Consider the following 26,195-nt stretch of genomic DNA (forward strand, 5'->3'; position numbering starts at 1 on the left):
GGCTCAGGCATCCAGCGTCGGCCCCACCATCGCCGCCACTTGCGCGTACACCTGCGGCCCCGCCACCAGCAGCGGGTTGCCGCTGAGCAAGCCATTGCCGCGCAGAAAGTCGTTATCGCGCCCGCCGGCTTCGGCCACCATCACCAGGCCGGCCAGGCAATCCCAACTGTTGATGTGGGTCTCGTAATAGCCGATCAGGCGCCCCGCCGCCACATAGGCGGTCATCAGCGCCCCGGAGCCGTTGCGGATGAACGTACCGCCCTGCTCCAGCAACTGGCTGAGCACCGGAATGAAATGCTCCTTGCCATCACGGTGGTTGGTGCCCATACCCATCACCCCGTGGCGCACGTCCGGCACATCGCGCACCCGCATGGGCTGGTCATTGAGCCAGGCGCCGTGGCCGCTGCGAGCGTGGAACAGTTCGCCATGCACGGCATCGGCAATCACCCCGATGGCGGCCTTGCCATCCACCAGCAAGCCGATGGACACGCACCAGCTGTGCAGGCCGTTGACAAAGCAGCTGGTGCCGTCGATCGGGTCGACTACCCAGATGCAGCGTGCATCCAGGTCCGCCGCGCCGGTTTCTTCGCCCAGAAAACCGTCTTCGGGGAATGCCTCGGCCAAGGTCTGCTTGATGAAGGCTTCAGTCTGCTTGTCGACGATGCTCACCAGGTCCTGCAGCTCGTCACCCTTGTGCTCTACCACCAGGGTGTCGCGCTGGCGATAAGCAAGCTCGGCCAGGCGGGCGGCTTCGGTGGCGAGGGTCTTGGCGGTTTCGTAACGGTGTTGCAGCTGGGCGTCAGGCAAAGGTGCGGTCATGGGGCAGCTCCTGGGGTCGATAAGCCGATGATAGACCGGTTCACATGACAGTCACGAGCCCTTCGGGACCGTCCGTCCGCCACCGACCAACTGCATGGAACTTGGCCCGGTTCTGGCAAACACTCCGACGGGAACGGAATTTTGTCGCTCGTCCATACCGTCCGACATGGATCAATCGAAACCGAGGTACAGATGTCCAGATCAGGAATCAAACACCGGGCGCGCAAGCTCTCGCGCAACCGTTACTGGCAATCAGCAGCAGGCATCGCCCTGACGTTCCTGATCGCAGGCGCCACCTGGCTTTACAGCGCGGAACCCACCGCCGCGCCCGACATGAACACCGCCATGGCCGTGCAGATCCAGCACAACGACAAGCCATGGACCGAGCACGACTCGCGCTTCTCCAATTTCGTCGATGACCTGCGGGCCGGCAAGGTTTCAGAAGCGGTGACCGGCAACGATCACCTGTACGTGACCCTCAAGGACGGCGAGCGCTATGCCATCGTCGACCAGTTGGGCCTGGCTGCACGCCAGACTTATGACTTCGTGGCCCGGTACACCACCCCACGCTTCCAGTTTTCCGAACTCAAGGAGCGCCCGTCGGCCGCCTTCAGTGCCGGCTACGCCATCGACATGGCCATGCGCCTGCTGATCATCGGCGTGGTCCTGAGCGTGGCCTGGCCGATGCTCTGGGGTTTTGTCACCAGTCACCTCAAGCGCAAAAAGAAATCAAAGATCACCTTCGACGACGTGATCGGTTGCGGTGAAGCCAAGCAGGCGCTGCTGGACATCGCTGCCGCCCAGCGTCACCCCGAGCGTTTTTCATCGCTGGGCGCCCGCGCGCCTCGCGGCGTGTTGCTGACCGGCCTGCCCGGTACCGGCAAGACGCATCTGGCCAAGGCCCTGGCCGCCGAGTGCGGGGTCAATTTCATTGCCGCCACCGGCAGCGATTTTTCCAGCATGTTTTATGGCGTCGGCATCATCAAGGTGCGCAACCTGTTCCGCCAGGCGCGGCGCAAAGCCCCCTGCATCATTTTGATCGACGAGATCGACGGCATCGGCAAGCGCGCCTCCGAGCCGCGCATGGGCGAGACCGAGCAGAACCGCATCGTCAACCAGTTCCTCACCGAAATGGATGGTTTCAACGGCGCCGAAGGCGTGCTGGTGATCGGTGCCACCAACCTGGCCGAATCCCTGGACCCGGCCCTGCGCCGTGAAGGCCGCTTCGACCGCACCATCGCCGTGGCGCTGCCGACCCTGGAAGACCGCAAGGGCCTGCTGAGCCTGTACCTGAGCAAATTGAAAAAGGTCGGCGAGATGGACATCGACCGCCTGGCGGGCACGTGCATGGGCCTGACCCCGGCGGCCATTGCATCCTTGGTGAACCAGGCGGCGATCTTTGCCGCTCGCGAACACGCCAGTTCCATCGAAGAGCGCCACGTGATCGACGCCATCGAGACCAACCGCATCGGCGAGCAGCCGTCCGGCATCACGCCGTTCACGGAACAAGAGCGCCTGTGCATCGCTGTGCATGAAGCGGGCCATGCGCTGACTGCCGCGCGCCTGAAAATCGGCAAAGTCGACAAGGTTACCATCCTGCCCCGTGGCCAGGCCCTGGGCGTGACCCTGGTGATCCCGACCGAAGACAAGCGTCTGCACCGCAAGTCGGAGCTGGAAAACCGCATCGTCATGCTGCTGGCAGGACGCGCCGCCGAGAAAATGTATTTCAACGAAGTGTCCTCGGGCGCCTCTTCGGACCTGCAGGAAGCCACCAAGATCGCCCTGTCCATGGTCAGCGGCCTGGGCATGGGGCCGAACAAGGACCTGGCCACCCTGAGCGTGATGCGCGAAGCGGGCATCGAAGTCGAGCCGGGCAAGACCCTGGACCAGGTCAACACCCTGCTGCGCGAGCAGGAAGCGGTATGCGACGCCCTGCTGGAAGAACACCGCGACGTCATGGACTTCATCGTCGACCGCCTGTTGATGGAAGAAACCATCAACGGCACCGAGGTGTATGCCGCACTGGGGATGAATGTGCGCAGCCTGCATGCCCATGATGCGCAGGGGTTGGAGCAGGCCGCTGCCTATACCGGTAGCTGATCCTCAACCTCGACGTCCTGCAAGAGCGAGCTTGCTCGGGAAAGCCGTCACGCGGTGGTTCATCAAGACCGCGTGCCCCAGTTCCCGAGCAAGGTCGGTCCTGCGATCAGATACACCACCCCGCTCTGAGAGACCCATCACAACCCCGAACAGTCGTGCAGGCAATCTGCCACGACTGTGCTGTGCTTTTAGCTGATATCGCCGGATCCAATACCTGACCAACGGCCATCAACCCTGTGGATCCACTGCCGATACAGAGTCAGCCCCGCCTCGTCCGCAAGAAGACTGAGCGTTGTGAGGCAATCGTTCGTACCTGGAGGTCATGATGAACAGTCGACACATTTACAGCTCGGCCATCCGCATTGCCTTGGAGCCGCGCCTGATGTTCGACGGTGCCGCCGTCGCCACCGCAGCCGCCGCGCTGACGGCCTCGCCGCACCCGGCCGCTGCTGCCGCCGCCGATGCCACTCATCATGATGCCCCCGCCGTCGATCACAGCGCCGCCGCTGCCGCCGTCGACCATCAACCGGCCGACGCCAACGACACCCTCAACCACGCCCTGGTCGCCACCGCCCCAGCCCACGAAGCCGCCGCGCGCCAGGAAGTCTATTTCATCGATTCCAGCCTGCCCGACAAGGCGACCCTGGTGGCCGACCTGCCCGCCCATGCCGATATCGTCTGGCTCAATCCCAATACCGACGGCCTGACCCAGATCGCCACGGCCTTGCAGGGCCGCAGCAACATCGACGCCATCCACATCATCACCCATGCCAGCGAAGGCGAACTGGAAGTGGGCAGCACGGTACTGGACAGCACTTCGATCAAGGGCGAGTTCGCCAGCGTGCTGGCAGAAATCGGTCAGCACCTGAGCAGCGGCGGCGACGTGCTGATCTACGGCTGCGACCTGGCCGCCGGCAGCGATGGCCAGGCCACGGTGCAAGCGCTGGCCGATGCCCTGACTGCCGACGTGGCCGCGTCCACCGACGTCACCGGCGTGGGCGGCAACTGGGTGCTGGAAGACCACGTGGGCCTGATCCAGACCCAGGCCATCCAGGCCAGCGACTGGCATCACGACCTGCTGCTGTCGGTGCCGGTCAACGACACTGCCACGGTGGCCATCAACACCACCGGCAACATCATCTCGGTGATGAACAACGACGTCATCGTCCTCGGCGCCACGGTCAACGTCGCGGTAGCGACCTCGCCACTGCACGGCACCGCCACGGTCAACGCCGACAACACCATCAGCTACAAACCGACCGCGGGCTATTTCGGTACCGACACCTTCAACTATGCCCTCAAGGATGGTCTGGGCATCGTCCTGGGCACCGCATCGGTGACCGTCACCGTGCTCAACGACGCCCTGCCGGTGATTCACCTGCCGACGGTGACAGCGCGCAACGAAGACACCACGGTCATCCTGTCCAGCGCGCTGGGCACGGCGCTGACCGTGACCGACGCCGACACCGCGGTGGTCAAGGTCACCCTCTCGGTGCCCACCGGCACCCTGACCTTGAGCTCGGTGGCCGGCCTGACGTTCACCCAGGGCAACGGCACCGCCAACGCAGTGATGACGATCCAGGGCACCCAGGCCAACATCAATGCGGCCATGAACGGCCTGGTCTACACCCCGGTGCCGGACTTCAACGGCACGGTCAACCTCACCGTGACCGCGACCGACAACCTGGTAGCCGGGGTCACCAGCATTCTGCCCATCGTCTTCACCGCAGTGCCCGATGCGGTGCTCGACACGGTCAGCACGCCGCAGAACACCGCCGCTTCCTTCAACGTGCTGAGCAACGACAGTTTCGCGGCCGGCCGCGTAGTCACCGCCGTCGGCACCGCGGCCCACGGCAGTGTGACCTTCGACGCCCAGGGCAACGTGGTGTACACCCCCACCAGCGGCTACAGCGGCTCCGACACCTTCACCTACACCGTGCTCTCCGGTGGCGTCACCGAGACCGGCACGGTCAACGTCAACACCTACATCAACTTCCCGCCGGTGATCACCGTCCCGGCCGCCCAGACCTTTGCCGAAGATGCCACCAAGGTGTTTTCCAGCACGTCGGGCAATGCCATTGCGGTGAGCGACGCCAACGGTGACCAACTGACGGTGACCCTGGCCTCGACCCACGGCAGCCTGACCCTGTCCCAGACCACCGGCCTGACCTTCACCAGCGGTGACGGCACGGCCGACCCGGCCATGGTCTTCAAAGGCAGCATCGCGGCGATCAACGCGGCCCTCAACGGCCTGTCGTTCTCGCCAGTGGCCGATTACAACGGCAGCGCGGCAATCAGCGTGCAGGCCAGCGACGGCATCGCCGCCGTGCAGAACGCCAGCGTTGCCCTGAACGTCACCGCCGTGGCCGACGGCATCACCCAGACGGGTACCACCAGCATCCTGACCCCCGTCAGCTTCACCCCGCTGGTCAATGACACCTTTGCCGCCGGCGCCTTCATCAGCAGTGTCGGCAGTGCCGCTCACGGCGTGGTGGCTTTCCTCGGCAACACCGTGACCTACACCCCGGCCATCGGTTATTCCGGCACCGACACCTTCACCTACACGGTGAATTCCGGTGGCACCCTGGAGACGCTGTCGATCAGCGTCACCGTCGGTGACCGCGCGCCCATCGCCACCGGCCTGGGCACACTCGCCACGGTGGACGGTGGTCTGGTGGCCGTGCCGGCCGGGCTGGCCTTCCACGACCCGGACTTGCTCGACTTGTTGACCTACAGCGCGAGCGGTCTGCCGGCAGGCCTGACCATCGACCCGGCCACCGGCATCATCGGCGGACTGGTCAACACCCACGCCTCCACCGTCAACGGCGGCATCTACAACGTGGTCGTCACCGCCACCGACCTGGCCGGCCAGAGTGCCACCAGCGCGCTGCAGATGACCGTGACCAACCCGGCGCCGATCCCGCTGCCGGGCCTGCAAGTCGGCGGCACCCAGAACACCCTGCTCAACCTCGACATCACCGCCCTGGCCATCATCGACCCGGACGGCGACGCCATCCACATCACCCAAGCCTCGGCGCTGCATGGCACCGTGACGATCAAGGCCGATGGCTCGCTGGCCTACCAACCCAATGCCAGCTACTACGGGCTGGATGCAATCACCTACACCGTGGTCGACACCGACGGCGGCAGCGCCGTGGGCACCGTGGCCGTGTTGCTGGCCGGCAACCCCAGCATCCCGACCCTGCAACTGCCGTCGATCCCATTGCTCAACGAAGACACGCCGATCATCTTCGCCAACCTGCTGGGCCAGCAACTCAGCGTCGGCAACATCGACGGTGGCGTCCTGGAGGTGAAGCTCTCGGTGCCGATCGGCAGCTTCACGTTGACCCAGACCGCCGGGCTGACCCTGGCACAGACCATTGACGGCAACGGCGCCACCACCCTGGACGTGCGCGGCACCGTGGCCGATATCAACGCCGGCCTCAACAGCCTGATTTACACCCCGGCCGCCGACTACAACGGCCCGGTGAACCTGACCCTCAACCTCGGCACGCTGCTGGGCGGCATCCTCAACGTCAACGCCGTGCTGCCGATCTCCATCGCGCCGGTGGCCGACATCGTCAACGACCAGGTCAATGCCACCCTGAACACGGCGGCCAGCTTCAACGTGCTGGCCAACGACAGCTTCGAAAACCCCGGCCGTGTCGTCTCCAGCTTCACCACCCCGGCCCACGGCATGGTCACCGTCGACGCCCAGGGCAACGCCGTCTACACCCCCAACAGCGGCTGGCTGGGCCATGACAGCTTCACCTACACCGTGACCTCCAACGGCACCACTGAAACCGCCACGGTCAGCATCGATACCGCGCTGCCCAACTACGCACCAACCGTGAGCATGCCGGCCACCCAGACCTCGGCCGAAGACGCGACCCTGCTGTTCAACGCTGCGCGTGGCAACGCCCTGTTGGTCAACGACGCTAACGGCGATACCCTCACCGTGACCCTGAGCGCCACCCACGGCGCCTTGACTCTGTCCCAGACCAGCGGCCTGACCTTCACCAGCGGCGACGGTACCGCCGATGCCTCCATGGTTTTCCGTGGCAGCGCCAGCGCCATCAACGCTGCCCTCGAGGGCCTGCAATTCAAGCCAGCGGCCGACTACAACGGCAGCGCCAACGTCAGCCTGCTGGCCAGCGACGGGCTGTTGAGCCAGAGCGCCAGCACCACAGTGACCATCACCCCGGTGGCCGACGGCGTGGCTGACAACATCCTGACCCAGCCCTTGGTGCCGGTGACCTTCTTCCCGCTGGCCAACGACACCTTCAGCGACCCGGCGGCGGCCATCACCGCCGTCGGCGGCGCCGCTCACGGCACCGTGGTGCTCGGGCTCAATGGCGCGGTGACCTACACCCCGGCCGTTGGCTACCGTGGCGCCGACAGCTTCACCTACACCGTCACGGCCGGTGGCGTGACCGAGCAGATCGCCGTCAACGTCACCGTGGGCACCAACACCGCGCCCACCAGCGTGCCATTGGGCACCGCCACGGTGAACGACGGCGCCGTGGTGCTGATCACCGCCGCCAGTGCGTTCAACGACAGCGACCTGTTCGACGTGCTGCATTACAGCGCCAGCAACCTGCCGGCAGGCCTTGCGATCGACCCGTTGACCGGGATCATTTCCGGCACCGTCGGCGGCCATGCGTCGGTACAAGCGGCCAACGGCAACTACAACGTGGTGGTCACGGCCACCGACCTGGCGGGTGCCTCGGTCACGTCGACTCTGCAACTGCACGTCAATAACCCGGCCCCGGTGACGACCCTCGGTCTGCTGACCGGGCTGGAAGACACGCCCCTGCAGATCACCACCGTACTGGCGGTCGACCCGGATGGCGACACGGTCACCATCACCGGCGGCACTGCGCTGCACGGCACCGTGACCCTGAATGCCGATCACACCCTGACCTACACGCCCAATGCCGACTACAATGGCGCCGACGTCATCACATACAGCGTGGTGGACGCCGATGGCGCCACGGCCACCGGGGTAATCTCGGTCAACCTGATCGCCGTACCCGACCTGCCTACCCTGCGGCTGCCGTCAATCCCGTTGCTGGCCGAAGACACCCCGATCATCTTTGCCAATCTGCTGGGCCAGAAGCTCAGCGTCGGCGATGTCGACGGCCAGGTGCTGGACCTCAAACTGTCAGTCCCGGTCGGTACCTTCACGCTGGGCACTACCGCCGGCCTGACCCTGACCCAGGGCACCGGCACCAACGACAGCACCCTGGAAGTGCACGGCACCGTGGCGGACATCAACGCTGCGCTGAACAGCCTGATCTACACCCCCGGTGCCGACTACAACGGCAACCTTGACATCACCCTGCAACTGGGCCAGTTGATCGGTGGCGTGTTGAACGTCAGTGCCATCCTGCCCATCGGCATCACCCCGGTGGCGGACATCGTCAACGACCAGGTCAATGCCACCCTGAACACCCCGGCCAACTTCAACGTGCTGGCCAACGACACGTTCGAGAACGCCGGCCGCGCAGTCAGCAGCTATAGCACCCCGAGCCACGGCGTGGTGACCATCGACGCCCAGGGCAATGCCACCTACACCCCCACCACCGGCTATCTGGGCAGCGACAGTTTCACCTACACCGTGACCTCCAACGGCACCACCGAAACCGCCACGGTGACCATCAACACTGCCCTGCCCAACTACGCACCCACCGTGAGCATGCCGGCGGCAGTGAGCCTGGCCGAAGACGTACCGCTGACCTTCAGCACTGCGGCGGGCAACGCCCTGGTGGTCAACGACGCCAATGGCGACACCCTCACCGTGACCCTGGGCGTGACCCATGGCGCCCTGACCCTGTCCAGCACCAGCGGCCTGGCCTTCAGCAGCGGTGACGGCACCGCCGACAGCGCCATGGTCTTCACCGGCAGCGCCAGCGCGATCAACGCCGCCCTCAACGGCCTGGTGTTCAAGCCGGCTGCCGATTACAACGGCAGCGCCAACCTGAGCCTGTCGGCCAGCGACGGCTTGCTGACCCAGAATGCCAACACCACGCTGACCATCACCCCGGTCACCGATGGCGTGGCTGACAGCATCACCACTCAGCCATTGGTACCGGTGACCTTCTATCCGCTGAGCAACGACAGCTTCAGCGACCCGGCAGCGGCGATCACCGCCGTCGGCGGCGCCAGCCACGGCACCGTGGTGATCGGCCTCGGCGGCGCGGTCACCTACACCCCGGGCGCCGGCTATCGCGGCGCCGACAGTTTCACCTACACCGTCACCGCCGGTGGCGTGACCGAGCAGATCGCGGTCAACGTGGTGGTGGGCACCAACACCCCACCCACCAGCGTTCCCCTGGGCTCAGCCACCGTCAACGACGCCGCCGTGGTGGCCATTGCCACCGCTGGCGCCTTCAGTGACGGCGACCTGTTCGACGTGCTGCACTACAGCGCCAGCAACCTGCCCGCGGGCCTGGCCATCGACCCGCTGACCGGCATCATTGCCGGCCAGGTGGGCGGTCATGCGTCCCAGGTCGCCAACGGCAACTACACTATCGTGGTCACCGCCACTGATCTGGCCGGTGCCTCGGTCACCTCGCCCCTGCAACTGCACGTCAACAACCCCGCGCCCGTCACCACCCCTGGCCTGCTCACCGGCCTTGAAGACACGCCGCTGCAAATCACCACCGTGGCCGCCATCGACCCGGATGGCGATACCGTCACCCTTACCGGCGGCACCGCGCTGCACGGCACCGTGACCCTGAACGCCGACCACACCCTGACCTACACCCCCAACGCCAACTACAACGGCGCCGACACCATCACCTACAGCGTGGTGGACGGTGACGGTGCCACGGCCACCGGGGTGATCGCGGTCAACCTGATCGCCGTACCGGACCTGCCGACCCTGCAACTGCCGGCGATCCCGCTGCTGGCCGAAGACACCCCGCTGATCTTCGCCAACCTGCTGGGCCAGAAACTCAGCGTCGGCGACGTCGACGGCCAGGTGCTGGACCTCAAACTCTCGGTCCCCGTGGGCACCTTCACCCTGGGCACCACCGCCGGCCTGACCCTGACCCAGGGCACCGGTACCAACGACAGCACCCTGGAAGTACACGGCACCGTCGCAGACATCAATGCCGCCCTGAACAGCCTGATCTACACCCCCGGCGCCGACTACAACGGCAACCTCGATATCACCCTGCAACTGGGCCAGTTGATCGGCGGCGTGCTCAACGTCAGCGCCATCCTGCCCGTCGGCATCACCCCGGTGGCCGACATCGTCGACGACCACGTCAGCACCGTGTCCGGCAGCGCCGTGGACTTCAACGTGCTGGCCAACGACAGCTTCGAAAACGCCGGCCGTGTGGTCGAGAGCTTCACCACCCCCACCAGCGGCGTGGTGACCCTCGACGCCCAGGGCAACGCCCACTACACGCCCAATTCCGGTTTCATCGGCACCGACACCTTCACCTATACCGTGCTCTCCAACGGCACCCATGAAACCGCCACGGTGACCATTACCGTCGGCGCCCAACCCAATACCGCACCGGTGGCCACGGCCCTGCCCAACGTCGACGCCAACGATGGCCAGACCTTGCACCTGGCCGTGGGCGGCGCGTTCACCGACGCCGATGGCGACACCCTGACCTACAGCGCCACGGGGCTGCCTGTCGGGATCACCATCGACCCGGCCACCGGCCTGATCAGCGGCACACTCGGCGGTCATGCGTCGGTGCAGGTCACCAGCGGCGCCTATGCCGTGGTGGTCAGCGCCGCCGATGGCAAAGGCGCGGTGGTCAGCCAGAACTTCACCTTGAGCGTGCACAACCCTGCGCCGGTAGCCGGTGCCGACACCGTCAGCACCCAGGAAGACACGGCCGTGACGGGCAACGTGCTGAGCAACGACAGCGACCCGGACGGCGATACCCTGAGCGTCGACACCACGCCCGTGCAGGGCCCGGCCCATGGCCTGCTGGTGCTCAATGCCAACGGCACCTTCACCTACACCCCCAACGCCAACTACAACGGCGCCGACAGCTTCAGCTACCGGGTCCTCGACACCGACGGGGGTTCGGCCGTGGCCACCGTGTCGATCGCCATCAGCGCGGTCAACGACGCCCCGACCACGTCGGGCACCATCGCCACGCAGACGGCGGTGGACAGCGGCACCTTCAGCCTCGACGTGTCCAATCGCTTCAGCGATGTCGATGGCGATGCTCTGAGCTACAGCGCCAGCGGCTTGCCGACGGGGCTGGCCATCAACGCCAGCACCGGCGTGATCAGCGGCACCCTGGGCAGCAGCGCCTCGGCCGGCGGCCCGACGGCCAATGGTGTGTACACCGTCAACCTGTTGGTCAGCGACGGCCATGGCGCCAGCGTGACCCGCAGCTTCGAACTGGACGTAAGCAACCCGGCGCCCACCAGCGCCAACGTCAACCTGAACACCAGCGAGGACACTGTGCTCAACGGCACCCTGGTGGCCAACGACCCGGATGGCGACGCTCTGACCTTCAGCCTCACCCAGGGCGCTGCCCACGGCAGCGTCACGGTCAACGCCGACGGCACTTTCCGTTACCAGCCGGCCGCCAACTTCAACGGCAGCGACAGCTTCACTTATCAGGTGCGCGACGCCGACGGCAGTACCGTGACGGCCACTGCCACGGTCACCGTGAGCCCGGTCAACGACGCGCCTCAGGCGCAGAACGACGTGGCCACCACCGCCGAAGACACCCCGGTGGTGATCAACGTACTGGCCAACGACAGCGACGTGGACGGCGACAGCCTGTCGGTCACCGCCGCCAGCGCCGCCCATGGCAGCGTGGTCATCAACGCCAATGGCACCCTGACCTACACGCCCAACGCCGACTACAACGGCACCGACACCATCGCCTACACCGTGCGCGATCCGGGCGGCCTGACCTCGTCGGCCAACGTCACCGTGACCATTACCCCGGTCAACGATGCGCCGGTGAGCACGCCGCTGTCGGCCGTAAGCGCCAACGACAGCGCCACCCTGAACATAGCCACCGCCAGCCATTTCAGCGACGTCGACGGCGACACCCTGAGTTACAGCGTCAGTGGCCTGCCGGCCGGCTTGAGCCTCAACCCGGTCACCGGGCTGATTACCGGCACCCTGGGCAGCAGCGCCTCTCAGGGCGGGGTCAATCATGATGGCCAGTATTCCATCAACGTCACCGCCAACGACGGCCATGGCGCCAGCACCAGCCAGACCTTCGTGCTGAGCGTCGGCAACCCGGCGCCGACCACCAGCGCCAGCACCTTCGCCACCAACGAAGACACCGCCGTGTCCGGCCAATTGCAGGCCAACGACGTCGACGGCGACAGCCTGACCTTCAGCGCCAGCCAAGGCCCGAGCCACGGCAACCTGGTGCTCAACGCCAACGGCAGCTTCACCTACACCCCGGCCGCCAACTACAACGGCAGCGACAGTTTCACCTATCAGGTACGCGACGCCGATGGCGCCCTGGCCAGTGCCGTGGTGACCCTTGCCATCGCCGCCGTCAACGACGCCCCCACCAGCACCCCGGTCGGCAACCAGAGCGCCAACGACAGCGCCACCGTCAGCATCAATGCCGGCGGTCACTTCAATGACGTCGACGGCGACACCCTGAGCTTCACCGCAAGTACCCTGCCCGCCGGCCTGAGCATCGACGCGGCCAGCGGAATCATCAGCGGCACCCTGGGCAGCAGCGCCTCGCAAGGTGGTGTCAACCACGACGGCGTCTACAGCATCACGGTCAACGCCGCCGACGGCCATGGCGGCACCAGCAGCCAGACCTTCGTCCTCAGCGTCGCCAACCCGGTTCCGACCAGCATCGGCGCCAGCTTCAGCACCAACGAAGACACCCAGGTCCAAGGCACCCTGACCGCCTACGATGCCGACGGCGACGCCCTGACCTTCAGCGCCACCCAAGGCCCGACCCACGGCAGCCTGGCGCTCAACAGCGACGGCAGCTTCACCTACACCCCAGCGGCCAACTATCACGGGGCCGACAGCTTCACTTACCAAGTGCGCGACGCCGACGGCGGCGTGACCACCGCCGTGGCCACCCTGACCATACTGTCGGTCAACGACGCCCCCACCGGCACCGCCATCGGCACCCAGACCGCCAACGACAGCACCACCATCAGCATCAATGCCGGCAGCCATTTCAGCGACGTCGACGGCGATACCCTGAGCTACAGCGTCAGCGGCCTGCCCGGCGGCCTGAGCATCGACCCGGTCAGCGGGCTGATCACCGGCACCTTGAGCAGCAGCGCTTCCCAGGGAGGCCCGTTGAACAACGGCGTGTACAGCGTCACCGTGTCGGTCAACGACGGCAACGGCGCCACCGCCAGCCAGACCTTTGCCCTCAACGTGAGCAACCCGGCGCCGACCACCAGCGCCAGCACCTTCGCCACCAACGAAGACACCGCCGTGACCGGCCAATTGCAAGCCAACGACGTCGACGGCGACAGCCTGACCTTCAGCGCCACCCAAGGCCCGGCCCATGGCAACCTGGTGCTCAACCCCAACGGCAGCTTCACCTACACCCCGGCCGCCAACTACAACGGCACCGACAGCTTCACCTATCAAGTACGCGACGCCGACGGCAGCATCGCCACGGCGCTGGTGACCCTCAACGTCGCCGCCGTCAACGACGCGCCGACCGCCACCCTCATCGGCACCCAGACCGCCAACGACAGCGCCACCGTCAGCATCAACGCCGGCAGCCATTTCAGTGACGTCGACGGCGACACCCTGGCCTACAGCGTCAGCGGCCTGCCGGCTGGCTTGACCCTCAACCCGGGCACCGGCCTGATCAGCGGCACCCTGGGCAGCAGCGCGTCCCACGGTGGCCCGAACAGTGACGGCATCTACGCCATCACCGTGACCGCCAACGACGGCCACGGCGGCGTGCTCAGCCAGACCTTCGCCCTGAACGTCAGCAACCCACTGCCAACCACGGCCAATGCCAGCTTTGCCATCAACGAAGACACCACCCTGACCGGCGCCCTGCTGGCCAGCGACCCGGACGGCGACCCGTTGACCTTCAGCACCACTCAGGCGCCGGCCCACGGCAGCCTGGTGCTCAATGCCAACGGCACCTTCACCTACACCCCCGCCGCCAACTACAACGGCGCCGACAGCTTTGCCTATCAGGTACGCGACATCGACGGCGGCATCGCCACCGCCGTAGTCTCCTTGAGCGTGGCCGCGGTCAACGATGCGCCCACCAGCACCGCGATCGGCACCCAGGCCGGCATCGACGGCGCCGCCGTCAGCATCAATGCCGGCAGCCATTTCAGCGACGTCGATGGCGACACCCTGAGCTACACCGCCAATGGCCTGCCCAACGGCGTGAGCATCGACGCCAGCACCGGCCTGATCACCGGCACCCTGGGCAGCAGCGCTTCGGCGGGCGGCGCAGGCGGCAACGGCGTCTATGCCATCACCGTGAGCGCCAACGATGGCCACGGCGGCGTGCTCAGCCAGACCTTCAACCTGGCCGTCGCCAACACCGTGCCGACCACCGCCAATGCCACCTTTTCCACTCACGAAGACACCCCGCTGTCGGGCAACCTGGTGGCCCAGGATCAGGACGGCGACGCCCTGACCTTCAGCACCACCCAGGCACCGGCTCATGGCAGCCTGGTGCTGAACAACGACGGCAGCTTCACCTACACCCCGGCGGCCAACTACAACGGCGCCGACAGCTTCACCTATCAGGTCCGCGATGCCGATGGCGCCGTGGTCAGCGCCGTGGTCACCCTCAACGTGACCCCGGTCAACGATGCGCCGGCGACGCAGAACTCGACGCTGGCAACCAACGAAGACACCGCCGTGTCCGGCGCCTTGGTAGCCAGCGATGCCGACGGCGACAGCTTGAGCTTCAGCACCACCCAGGCCCCGGCCCACGGCACCTTGGTGCTCAACGCCAACGGCACCTTCACCTACACCCCGGCCGCCAACTACCACGGCGCCGACAGCTTCACCTACCAGGTCAGCGACCCCAGCGGCGCGGTCGCCACGGCCGTGGTCAGCCTCACCGTGACCCCGGTCAACGATGCACCGACCGCCACGCCGATTGCCACCCAGAGCGCCAACGACAGCACCCTGGTGAGCATCGACGCCGGCAGCCATTTCAGCGATGTCGACAGCAGCACCCTGACCTACAGCCTCAGCGGCCAGCCCACGGGCTTGACCATCGACCCGGTCACCGGCGTGGTCAGCGGGACCCTGGGCAGCAGCGCCTCGGCCGGCGGTCCCGCTCACGACGGTGTCTACACCCTCAGCGTGACCGCCAACGACGGTCAGGGCGGCACCTTCACCCAGACATTCAACCTGGACGTGAGCAACACCTTGCCAGTGAGCGCCAACAGTGCGTTCGCGACCCCGGAAAACGTCGCCTTGACCGGTGCCCTGCTGGCCACCGACGCCGACGGCGACGCGCTGACCTTCAGCACCATCCAGGGCCCCACCCAGGGGAGCCTGACGCTCAACAGCGACGGTTCCTTCCTCTACACCCCAGGCGCCAACTTCCGTGGCAACGACAGCTTCACCTATGAAGTGCGCGACGCCGACGGTGCCGTGGTCAGCGCCGTGGTCAGCCTGCGCGTCGGCCTGCCCAACGAGGCGCCGCAAAGCACCCCGGTGGCCACCCAGACTGCCAGCGACAGCACGCCGTTCAGCCTCGACATGGCCAGCCACTTCAGCGACGCCGACGGCGACAGCCTGGCCTACAGCATCAGCGGTCAACCGACGGGGCTGGTCATCGATGCGCAAAGCGGCCTGATCAGCGGCAACCTGGGCAGCAGCGCATCCCATGGCGGCCCCAACGCCGACGGCGTCTACGCCATTACCGTGAGCGTCAACGACGGTCACGGCGGCACGGTCAGCCAGACCTTCAACCTGGACGTCAGCAACCCGGCCCCGATCACTTCAGACTCGGCCTACAGCACCGCCTCCAACACCGCCGTCAACGGCACGTTGCTGGCCAGTGACGTGGACGGCGACGCCCTGACCTTCAGCGCGACCCAAAGCCCGGCCCACGGCGCGGTCACGGTCAACGCCGACGGCACCTTCACCTACACCCCGGCCGCCGGCTACCACGGTGCGGACGCTTTCACCTACCAAGTGCGCGATGCCGATGGCAGCATCGCCACCGCCGTGGTGACCCTGAACATCAACGACGCACCAACCACCACGCCCATCGGCACCCAGACCGCCAATGACAGCGCCGCCGTCAGCATCGACAGCGCCGCACACTTCAGCGATTTGAACGGCGATGCCCTGATGTACAGCGTCTCGGGCCTGCCCGCAGGCCTGAGCATCGACGCCAGCACCGGCCTGATCACCGGCACCCTGGGCAGCAGCGCCTCCCACGGCGGCGCCAACGCCGACGGCGTCTATGCCATCACCGTCAGCGCCAACGATGGCCTGGGCGGCACCGTCAGCCAGACCTTCGCCCTGGACGTGAGCAACCCGGCCCCCACCAGTGCCGACTCAAGCTTTACCACCCGCGCCAACACGGCGGTCAGCGGCACCTTGCTGGCCACCGATGTGGACGGCGACGCCCTGACCTTCAGCACCGTCCAGGCGCCGACCCATGGCATCTTGACCCTCAACGGCGACGGCACCTTCACCTACACCCCGAGCGCCAACTACCACGGCCTCGACAGTTTCAGCTATCAGGTCCGCGACGCCGACGGCGGCGTGGCCACCGCCGTGGTCAGCCTCAACGTCAACAACGCGCCGACCTCCACAGCGTTCGGCACCCAGACTGCCAACGACAGCGCCACCGTGGCGATTGCCAGCGCCAGCCATTTCAGCGACGCCAACGGCGACAGCCTGACCTATACCGTCAGCGGCCTGCCCGCCGGCCTGAGCATCGACCCCAACACCGGGCTGATCAGCGGCACCTTGGGCAGCAGCGCTTCACACGGCGGCACTGCAAGCAACGGCGTCTACGCCATCGTGGTCACCGCCAACGACGGACACGGCGGCACCAGCAGCCAGGCCTTTGCCCTGAACGTCAGCAACCCGGCGCCCACCACCACGGGGAGCAGCTTTACCACCGCCGCCAATACCGCCGTCAGTGGCGCCCTGGTAGCCAGCGACATAGACGGCGACGTGCTGACTTTCAGCACCGTCAACGCCCCGGCCCATGGCGGCCTGAGCCTGAACGGCGACGGCACCTTCACCTACACCCCGGCCAGCGGCTACCACGGCACCGACAGCTTCACCTATCAGGTCCGCGACGCCGACGGCGGCCTCGCCTCGGCCGTGGTCAGCCTGAACGTCAACGACGCACCGACCACCACCCCCATCGGCACCCAGACCGCCAATGACGCCACGGCGGTGAGCATCAATGCCGCCAGCCATTTCAGCGATGCCAACGGTGACCCCCTGACCTACAGTGTCAGCGGCCTGCCGGCAGGCCTGACGATCAACGCCAGTACCGGCCTGATCACCGGCACTCTGGGCCGCAGCGCCTCGGTCGGTGGCCCCAACAGCGACGGCGTCTACACCATCACGGTCAGTGCCAGCGACGGCCACGGCGGCAGCATCAGCCAGCTGTTTGCCCTGAACGTGAGCAACCCGCTGCCCGTCGCCGCCAACGCCAGCTTCGCCACCACCGCCAACACCCCCGTGAGCGGTGTCCTGGTGGCCAGCGATGTCGACGGTGACGCCCTGACCTTCAGCGCCTCCCAAGGCCCGCTGCATGGCACCGTGGCGCTCAATGCCAATGGCACCTTCACCTACACCCCGACCACCGGCTACCACGGTGCCGACACCTACACCTATCAGGTGCGCGATGCCGACGGCGGCATCACCACTGCCGTGGTCACCTTTGCGGTCAACGATGCACCCACCTCTACGCCCATCGGCACCCAGTCGGGCACCGATGCCGCACCGGTGTCCATCACCACCGCCAACCATTTCAGCGATGTCAATGGCGACGTCCTGACCTACAGCGTCAGCGGCCTGCCCGCCGGGCTGAGCATCAACGCCAGCACCGGGCTGATCACCGGCACCCTGGGCAGCAGCGCCTCCAGTGGCGGCCCTGCCGGCAACGGCGCCTACGCCATTACCGTGACCGCCAATGACGGCCTGGGCGGCAGCGTCAGCCAGATCTTCGTGTTGAACATCAGCAACCCGGCACCCAGCACCGCCAACACCAGCTTCACCACCGGGCAGAACACCGCGCTCAGCGGCGTGTTGGTGGCCAGCGACGTAGACGGCGATGCGCTGACGTTCAGCACCACCCAGGCCCCGACCCACGGCGGCCTGCTGCTCAATGCCGACGGAACCTTCACCTACACCCCGGCCGCTGGTTACCACGGCAATGACAGCTTCACCTACCAGGTGCGCGACGCCGACGGCGCGATTGCGACGGCGGTGGTCAGCCTGAACGTCAACGATGCCCCCGGCACCACCCCGATCGGCACCCAGGCCGCCAATGACAGCGCAGCGGTAAACATCGACACTGCCAGCCACTTCAGCGACCTCAACGGCGACAGCCTGGCCTACAGCGTCAGCGGCCTGCCCGCCGGGCTGAGCATCAACCCGGTCACCGGCCTGATCACCGGCACCCTGGGCAGCAGTGCTTCGGCCGGCGGCCCCAACCTGAACGGCGTCTACGCAATTACTGTGACGGCCAACGACGGCCATGGCGCCAGCGTCAGCCAGACCTTTGCTCTGGACGTCAGCAACCCGGCCCCGAGCACCGCCAACGCGTCGTTCATCACCCCGGAAAACACCGTGCTCACCGGCGCCCTGGCGGCCACCGATGCGGACGGCGATGCACTGGCCTTCAGCACCACCCAGGCACCGGCCCACGGCACTCTGGTGCTTAACGCAAATGGCACCTTCACCTACACCCCGGCCACCAACTACCACGGTGCCGACAGCTTTACCTATCAAGTGCGCGACGCCGACGGCAGTATCGCCAGCGCGGTGGTCACCCTCAACGTCAACGATGCACCCACCAGCACCCCGGTCGGCACCCAGAATGCCAACGATGGCGCCACCGTCAGCATCGGCACCGCCAGCCACTTCAGCGACAGCAACGGTGACCCGCTCACCTACAGCGTCAGCGGCCTGCCCAATGGCCTGAGCATCGACCCGGGCACAGGCCTGATCACCGGCACCCTGGGCAGCAGCGCCTCGGCCGGCGGCCCCACCAGCAACGGCGTGTACAGCATTACCGTGACCGCCAACGATGGCTTGGGCGGCGCTACCAGCCAGACCTTCGCCCTGGACGTCAGCAACCCGGCGCCAACCAGTGCCAACAGCGCTTTCACGACCCGGGAAAATGTCGCCGTCAGCGGCACCCTGGTGGCCAGCGACGTGGACGGCGATGCCCTGACCTTCAGCACCACCCAGGCACCGGCCCACGGCAGCCTGACGTTGAACGCCGATGGCACTTTCACCTACACCCCGGCGACTGATTACCACGGCGCCGACAGCTTCGCCTATCAAGTGCGCGATGCCGACGGCGGCACCGTCACAGCGGTGGTCAGCCTTAACGTCAACGATGCGCCTACCAGCACCCCGGTGGGCACCCAGACCGCCAACGACGGCGCCACGGTGAACATCGACATCGCCAGCCATTTCAGCGACGCCAACGGCGATGCCCTCGCCTACAGCGCCAGCGGTCTGCCCGCCGGCTTGAGCATCGACCCGGCCAGCGGCCTGATCACCGGCACGCTGGGCCGCAGCGCTTCCCATGGCGGCCCCAACACCGACGGCGTCTATGCAGTCACCGTCAGCGTCAACGATGGCCACGGCGGCACGCTCAGCCAGACCTTCACCCTCAACGCCCTCAACCCGGCACCGACCAGCGCCAACGCCGCGTTCACCACCCCGGAGAACACCGCGCTCACCGGCGCCCTCGTGGCCAGTGACGTGGACGGCGACAGCCTGACCTTCAGCGCCACCCAGGGTCCGGCCCATGGTGCCCTGACCCTTAACGGCGACGGCACCTTCAGCTACACGCCGACGGCCAGCTACCATGGCAGCGACAGTTTTACCTACCAGGTGCGCGATGCCGACGGCGGCCTCGTCAGCGCCGTGGTCACCATCAACGTCAACGACGCCCCCACCAGCACTCCGGTGGGCACCCAGGCCGCCAATGACGGCGCCCCGGTGAACATCGACACCGCCAGCCACTTCAGCGATGCCGAGGGCGACACCCTGACCTACAGCGCCAGCGGCTTGCCCGCCGGTGTCAGCATCAACCCCGGCACCGGCCTGATCACCGGCACCCTGGGCAGCAGCGCCTCGGCCGGCGGCCCCACCAGCAACGGCGTCTACAGCATTACCGTGACCGCCAACGATGGCTTGGGCGGCGCTACCAGCCAGACCTTCGCCCTGGACGTCAGCAACCCGGCACCGACCACCAGCGGGGCGTCCTTCGCCACCAACGCCAACACGGCGGTCAGCGGCGCCTTGCTGGCCACTGACGTGGACGGCGATGCGCTGACCTTCAGCACCACCCAGGCCCCGGCCCATGGCGTGTTGACGCTCAACGGCAACGGCACCTTCACCTACACCCCTGCCACCAACTACAGCGGCGTGGACAGCTTCACCTATCAAGTGCGCGACGCCGACGGCGGTATCGCCAGCGCCGTGGTGACCTTGAACATCGGCCTGGGCAACGCCGCGCCGCTGACCACGCCGATCGGTACCCAGAGCGCCAACGACAGCAGTGCCGTCAGTATCGACGCCGCCAGCCACTTCAGCGACCCGGACGGCAACAGCCTGACCTACACCGCCATCGGCCTGCCTGCCGGGCTGAGCATCGACGCCAACACGGGCTTGATCAGCGGCAACCTGGGCAGCAGCGCTTCCAGCGGTGGCCCGAGCAACAACGGCGTCTACGCCATCACCGTGACGGCGGATGACGGCCATGGCGGCGCGGTCAACCAGACCTTCGCCCTGGACATCAGCAACCCGGCGCCGACCACGGCAGGCAGCAGTGTGTCGACCAACGCCAACACCGCCGTCACCGGCCAGTTGCTGGCCACGGACGTCGACGGCGACGGCCTGACCTTCACTGCCAGCCAAGGCCCGGTCCATGGCACGGTGACCGTCAACGCCAACGGCAGCTACACCTATACGCCCGCCAGCAATTACAGCGGCATCGACAGCTTCACCTATCAGGTGCGCGATGCCGACGGCGGCGTGGCCAGCGCCATGGTGGTGATCAGCGTCGGCCCGCTCAATGGCCCGAACACCACGCCGATCGGCACCCAGTCCGCCAATGATGGCGGCGCTCTGACGATCGACGCGGCGAGCCATTTCACCGATCCCAATGGTTTTGCCCTGACCTACACCATCAGCGGCCAACCGGCGGGCGTGACCATCGACCCGAACACCGGCCTGATCAGCGGCACTCTGGGCAGCAGCGCCTCGGCCGGCGGCCCCAACGCCAATGGCGTGTACGCCGTCACCGTGATGGCCAACGACGGCCACGGCAACACCCTCGGCCAGACGTTCGCCCTGGACATCAGCAACCCGCTGCCGACCACGGCCAATGCCAGCTTCTCCACGGCCGCCAACACCGCCGTGAGCGGCGCGCTGGTGGCCAGCGACAGCGACGGTGACGCCCTGACCTTCAGCGCCAGCCAGGGCCCGATTCACGGCAGCGTGACCGTCAACCCCAACGGCACCTTCACCTACACCCCGGGCGCTGGCTACAGCGGCGTCGACACCTTCACCTACCAGGTGCGCGATGCTGATGGCGGCATCGCCACCGCCGTGGTGACCTTGAATGTGGGCCTGGCCAACGCGGCGCCAGTCGACACCCCGATCGGCACCCGGGCGGCCAGCGACGGCGCGCCGGTGAGCATCAACGCCGCCACGCACTTCAGCGACCCGGACGGCGACCGCCTGACCTACAGCGCCACCGGGCTGCCGGCCGGCGTGACCATCGATGCCAACACCGGTGTGATCACCGGCACCCTGGGCAGCAGTGCCTCGGCCGGTGGCCCCAACGCCAATGGCGTCTATGCCATTACCGTAACGGCCGCTGACGGGCGCGGCGGCGTGCTCAGTCAGACCTTCGCCCTGGACATCACCAACCCGGCGCCGGTCACCCAGAACAGCAGCGTTATCGCCACTGAAAACGTACCGTACAGCGGCACCCTGGTGGCCACCGACCCGGACGGCGACGCCCTGGCCTTCAGCGTCACCCAGCCCCCTGCCCACGGCAGCCTGAGCCTGAATCCCAACGGCGGTTTCACCTATACGCCGAGCGCCGGCTACAGCGGCCCGGACAGCTTCACCTACCAGGTGCGTGACGCCGACGGCGGCCTGGCCAACGCGGTGGTCAGCATCCAGGTATCGGCGGTGGCCAACCAGCCACCCGTTGTACCGGGCACCCCGGTCAACGTCAGCACCGGCAGCACGACGCCGGTAACCGTGCCGGTGGGTACCCTGGCCAGCGACCCGGACGGCGACCCGCTGACCGTGGTCGGCGGCAGCGCCGGCCACGGCCAGGTCAGCGTAGGGCCCAACGGCGCGCTGGTGTACACCCCGGACGGCACCTTCACCGGCACCGACGTGGTCACCTACGTGGTCCGCGACAGCAACGGCGCCACGGTCACCGGGACCTTGAACGTGGCGGTCAACGACACCGTCACCGTGGCCACGGCGCAGGCCCTCAACGCCCTGGGCGTGCTCAACCCGGCGAACATTCCGCCGGACCTGGGTGGCACCTCGCTGTTGATCCAGGGACGCGCCAATGACTACGAGCCGGTACTGCTGGCGGCGGTCAACGGCGTCAAGCACCTGGAAGGCAACCTGACCCTGGGCAGCCAGCGACCGCTGCTGGACTCGGTGGGTGGCCTGGGCGCGCTGGGCGCCTCCACGGAGCTGCAAGCCGCGCCGGTGGCTGGCGCCGTGGGTGACCTCAACGAAGCCCAGCGCACGCCGCTGGACGTCGATGAGCTGAACACCACGGCCCCGGCTGCGGCCGATAATGCCGGCTTCTCGGCGGCGGGCTCCGAAGCGCCTGCGGTGGATGTGTCGGGTGCCACGGCGCAGATCGATACGGCCGTGCCGTCGGTGGCCGATGTGGCGCCGGTGCCGACCCTGGGCGAGCAGTTGCTGCAGGCGAATGCGCGGCGGGTGGCAGAGATCGAAGCGTTAGGGCGGTTGTTGGCGGGTTGAGGTCTTGTTTGGGGCGGGGCTGCGAGGTGCCTGTCATGGCATCTCGTCAGGCCGCTCAACCGCCCACACGGCCTTGGGCGCTGTACGAATGTATTCCCGCAAAGGCCAGGCCAGGCGAAAACAGGCGAGGAACGGCCGGGGTCGCAGCGATCAGAGAATCTCCTGCAGGGTCATGCTGAATTCAAGTGCTCTGCGCAGATATCAACCCCGCCGCACAGGCCGCAATGCGCCGACACGCCTCCTCCAGCGCATCCGCCTCCAGCACCAACCCCAAGCGAATATGCCCGGCCGCACTCGGCCCGAAGGCTTCCCCGGCCAACACCGAGACGGCGTAATCGTCCAGCAGCACATCGGCAAAAGCCTGGGCACTCAGCCCGGTCGGTCGGATATCGACCATGACGAACATCCCGCCGTCAGGCTTCAGCGCCCGCAGGCCGGGGCGGTTGTCCAGTGCGGCGCAGACGCGGTCGCGGCGCTCGCGGTAGACCTCGCGCATGCGCGCCACCTCGGGCATCGCGGTGGTGATGGCGGCTTCGGCGGCGTGCTGGATGAAGTCCGGCAGGCCATACAGCATGCACAGTGCCAAATGGCTCAAGTGCCCGGCCAAGGCCTTGGAGCCGACCACCCAGCCGACCCGCCAGCCGGTCATGGCATGGGACTTGGACAGCGAGTTGACGGTCGCGGTGCGTTCGGCCATGCCTGGCAGGCTGGCCGGGCTGATGTGGGTACCTTCGTACAGCAGTTCGCTATAGACCTCGTCACTGATCAGCCACAGGTCGTGGCTCACGCAGAGTTCGGCAATGGCCCGCCAGGCGGTCAACCCGAGGCTCGCGCCGGTGGGGTTGTGCGGGCTGTTGATCAGCAGCGCACGGGTGGCCGGGGAGATGCGCGCGGCCACCGCCGCCGGGTCGACGCGAAAGCCGTTGTCTGCCAGCACCGGCACCGGCACCACCTTGGCACCACAGGCGCCGAATACGGCCTCGTAGGTGACGTACATCGGCTCGGGCACCAGCACTTCGTCACCGGGCTCGAGCACGCACAAGGCCACGCAGAACACCGCACACTGGGCGCCGGCCAACACCACCACATGGTCGGCGTCCACCGCCTGCCCACTGCGTCGGGCGTGGTGCTCGGCGATGAACTGACGCAGGGAGTGATTGCCGCGCACGGCGGCGTAATGGGTATGCCCGGCCTGAAGACTGGCCACGGCGGCCGCGACCACCGGTGCCGGGGTGTCGAAGTCCGGGTCGCCGACCGACAACAGCATGACGTCGCGTCCGGCGTCGATCATGCGCTGGGCGCGGTAGTGAATCTGCCAGGCGTCGGCGCCGTCGCCGGCGATCCTTTGGGTTAAAGCGGCGTAACGCATCAGTGGCTCCCTGTGCACGTGCACGAAACCATCGACCCTACCACTGCCTTGCTCAGGATTAAATTGTGAATCGCGACACAAGTGTGCTCAGACCCGCCGCCAGGCGCGACAGCTCATGGCTGGCGGCGCTGGTCTGCTGGGCACCGGTGGCCGACTGGTTGGCCAGGTCGCGGATGTTGACCAGGTTGCGGTCTACCTCCCGCGCCACCTGGGCCTGCTCTTCCGAGGCGCTGGCGATCACCAGGTTGCGCTCGTTGATCATGGCGATGGAATCGGTGATCTGCTGCAGGGCGCCACCGGCCGCCTCAGCCATTTCCAGGGTGCTTTGGCTAAGCTGACTGTTCTGCGCCATGGAACTGACTGCCTCGCCCGTGCCGTTCTGGATCCCGGCGACCATCTGCTCGATTTCACGGGTGGACTGCTGGGTGCGATGGGCCAGTGCCCGCACCTCGTCGGCCACCACGGCAAAACCGCGTCCGGCATCCCCGGCGCGGGCGGCTTCGATGGCGGCGTTGAGCGCCAGCAGGTTGGTTTGTTCAGCAATGGCGCGGATCACGTCCAGCACCTTGCCGATATCACGGCCCTGGGCGGCCAGCCCCTGGATCAGGGTCGAGGTGCGCTGCAGGTCAGTATTCATGGTCTGGATCGCACTGACCGTGTCGCCGACCCGGTCACGGCCCTGCATGGCCACGCGGCTGGAGTCCTGAGAGGCCTCGGAGGTGGAAACGGCGTTGCGCGCCACCTCCTCGACGGCGCTGGTCATTTCATTGACCGCAGTGGCTGCCTGCTCGATTTCGTTGTTCTGCTGGGTCAGGCCTCGGGAGGCTTCTTCAGTCACCGCACTCAGTTGGGTGGAGGCCGATGCCAGCTGGGTGGCCGAGCCGGCGATCTGCTCCAGGGTCTGGCGAAGGCTGCCTTGCATCTGCGCCAGGGCACCGAGCAGGCGGGCCGGCTCGTCGCTGCCCTGCGCATCGATGCGCTGGCTGAGGTTGCCGGCGGCGATCCGCTGGGCGGCCGCCAGTGCCTGGGTCAAGGGCGCGACAATGCTGCGAGTCAGCAGCCAGGCCAGCAGCACCGTGGCCACGCACGCGGCCAGGGCAATCATGATGACGGTCCAGTTGGCGGTGTCATAACGGGCTGCGGCCAGCTTGTCGGCCGCGATCGCTCCGGACTTGTTGATGGCCACCAGTTGATTCAACTGATCGCCCATCTGATCCGTCCCGGCCTTGACCTTGGTGTTGATCAGGTCGCGCATGGCCTCCAGCTTATTGTCGCGGGACAAGGCAAGCATCTCGTTCTGTGCCTGCAGATAGGCGTCGAGGCTGGCGCTGAAGGCCTTGTACACCGTCGCTTCCTCGCCGTCGAAAGGCAACGCGGCGTAGCTGGCTTGCGCTTCCTTGAGCTTGCCCACCAACTCGGCGGCACGCCGATCGGTCTCGGCCAGAGCGGCCGGTTCGCGGTTGACCAGAATCCGGAACGACATGATGCGCAAGCGCAGCACGTCTTCGATCAAGTTGCCCAGGTAGCCGACGCTGGGCAACTGGTTGCCGACAATGTCCACCGAGGCCTGACGAACCATGCTCATGCGGTTGGAGGCAAAGCCGGCCAACCCGATCAACAGCACGGTGATGACGGCAAAACCGAGGAACGCGCGAGGCGCAATGTTGAGGGTTCTCAAAGACATGGCAGGGTACCTTGAAGGGTCAAGCAAACCATTTTTTGCGGCGCTGAATCAGCGCTCGTGAA

Annotated in this window: 5 protein-coding genes; 2 read left to right on the forward strand and 3 right to left on the reverse strand. The window is 66.8% G+C overall.

The genetic code is table 11. The features are described from left to right. Positions 1 to 3: 3 nt before the first annotated feature. Positions 4 to 819 (reverse strand): inositol monophosphatase family protein, encoded by an 816-nt coding sequence (locus HB675_RS16060; RefSeq protein ID WP_213879327.1) that lies wholly within the window; start codon positions 817 to 819, stop codon positions 4 to 6. 192 nt (positions 820 to 1,011) lie between these two features. Between HB675_RS16060 and HB675_RS16065 the strand changes: the two genes are divergently transcribed. Both HB675_RS16065 and HB675_RS16070 read left to right on the forward strand, forming a co-directional pair. Next, positions 1,012 to 2,919, forward strand: coding sequence for an AAA family ATPase (locus HB675_RS16065; protein ID WP_213879328.1), 1,908 nt, complete (start codon positions 1,012 to 1,014; stop codon positions 2,917 to 2,919). Between the two features lie 325 nt (positions 2,920 to 3,244). Further along, positions 3,245 to 23,080 carry an Ig-like domain-containing protein gene (locus HB675_RS16070; protein WP_213879329.1) on the forward strand — a complete coding sequence of 6,612 codons (19,836 nt, stop codon included), beginning with the start codon at positions 3,245 to 3,247 and terminating at the stop codon, positions 23,078 to 23,080. A 181-nt stretch (positions 23,081 to 23,261) separates the two neighbouring features. Here HB675_RS16070 and HB675_RS16075 read toward each other — a convergent pair whose 3' ends face one another. Then, on the reverse strand, positions 23,262 to 24,449 hold the full coding sequence (locus HB675_RS16075) for a pyridoxal phosphate-dependent aminotransferase (protein ID WP_213879330.1): 1,188 nt from the start codon (positions 24,447 to 24,449) through the stop codon (positions 23,262 to 23,264). A 58-nt stretch (positions 24,450 to 24,507) separates the two neighbouring features. Further along, the gene (locus tag HB675_RS16080; RefSeq protein WP_213879331.1) at positions 24,508 to 26,133 is read right to left on the reverse strand and encodes a methyl-accepting chemotaxis protein; all 1,626 of its coding nucleotides are present in this window, start codon (positions 26,131 to 26,133) and stop codon (positions 24,508 to 24,510) included. Positions 26,134 to 26,195 lie beyond the last annotated feature (62 nt).

Source organism: Pseudomonas sp. dw_358 (assembly GCF_018449655.1).
Taxonomy (GTDB): domain Bacteria; phylum Pseudomonadota; class Gammaproteobacteria; order Pseudomonadales; family Pseudomonadaceae; genus Aquipseudomonas.

Bases quoted from the DNA above. Each gene is read 5' to 3' on its own strand.
- HB675_RS16060 (WP_213879327.1), bottom strand. From the start codon at position 819: ATGACCGCACCTTTGCCTGACGCCCAGCTGCAACACCGTTACGAAACC.
- HB675_RS16070 (WP_213879329.1), top strand. From the start codon at position 3,245: ATGAACAGTCGACACATTTACAGCTCGGCCATCCGCATTGCCTTGGAG.
- HB675_RS16075 (WP_213879330.1), bottom strand. From the start codon at position 24,449: ATGCGTTACGCCGCTTTAACCCAAAGGATCGCCGGCGACGGCGCCGAC.
- HB675_RS16065 (WP_213879328.1), top strand. From the start codon at position 1,012: ATGTCCAGATCAGGAATCAAACACCGGGCGCGCAAGCTCTCGCGCAAC.
- HB675_RS16080 (WP_213879331.1), bottom strand. From the start codon at position 26,133: ATGTCTTTGAGAACCCTCAACATTGCGCCTCGCGCGTTCCTCGGTTTT.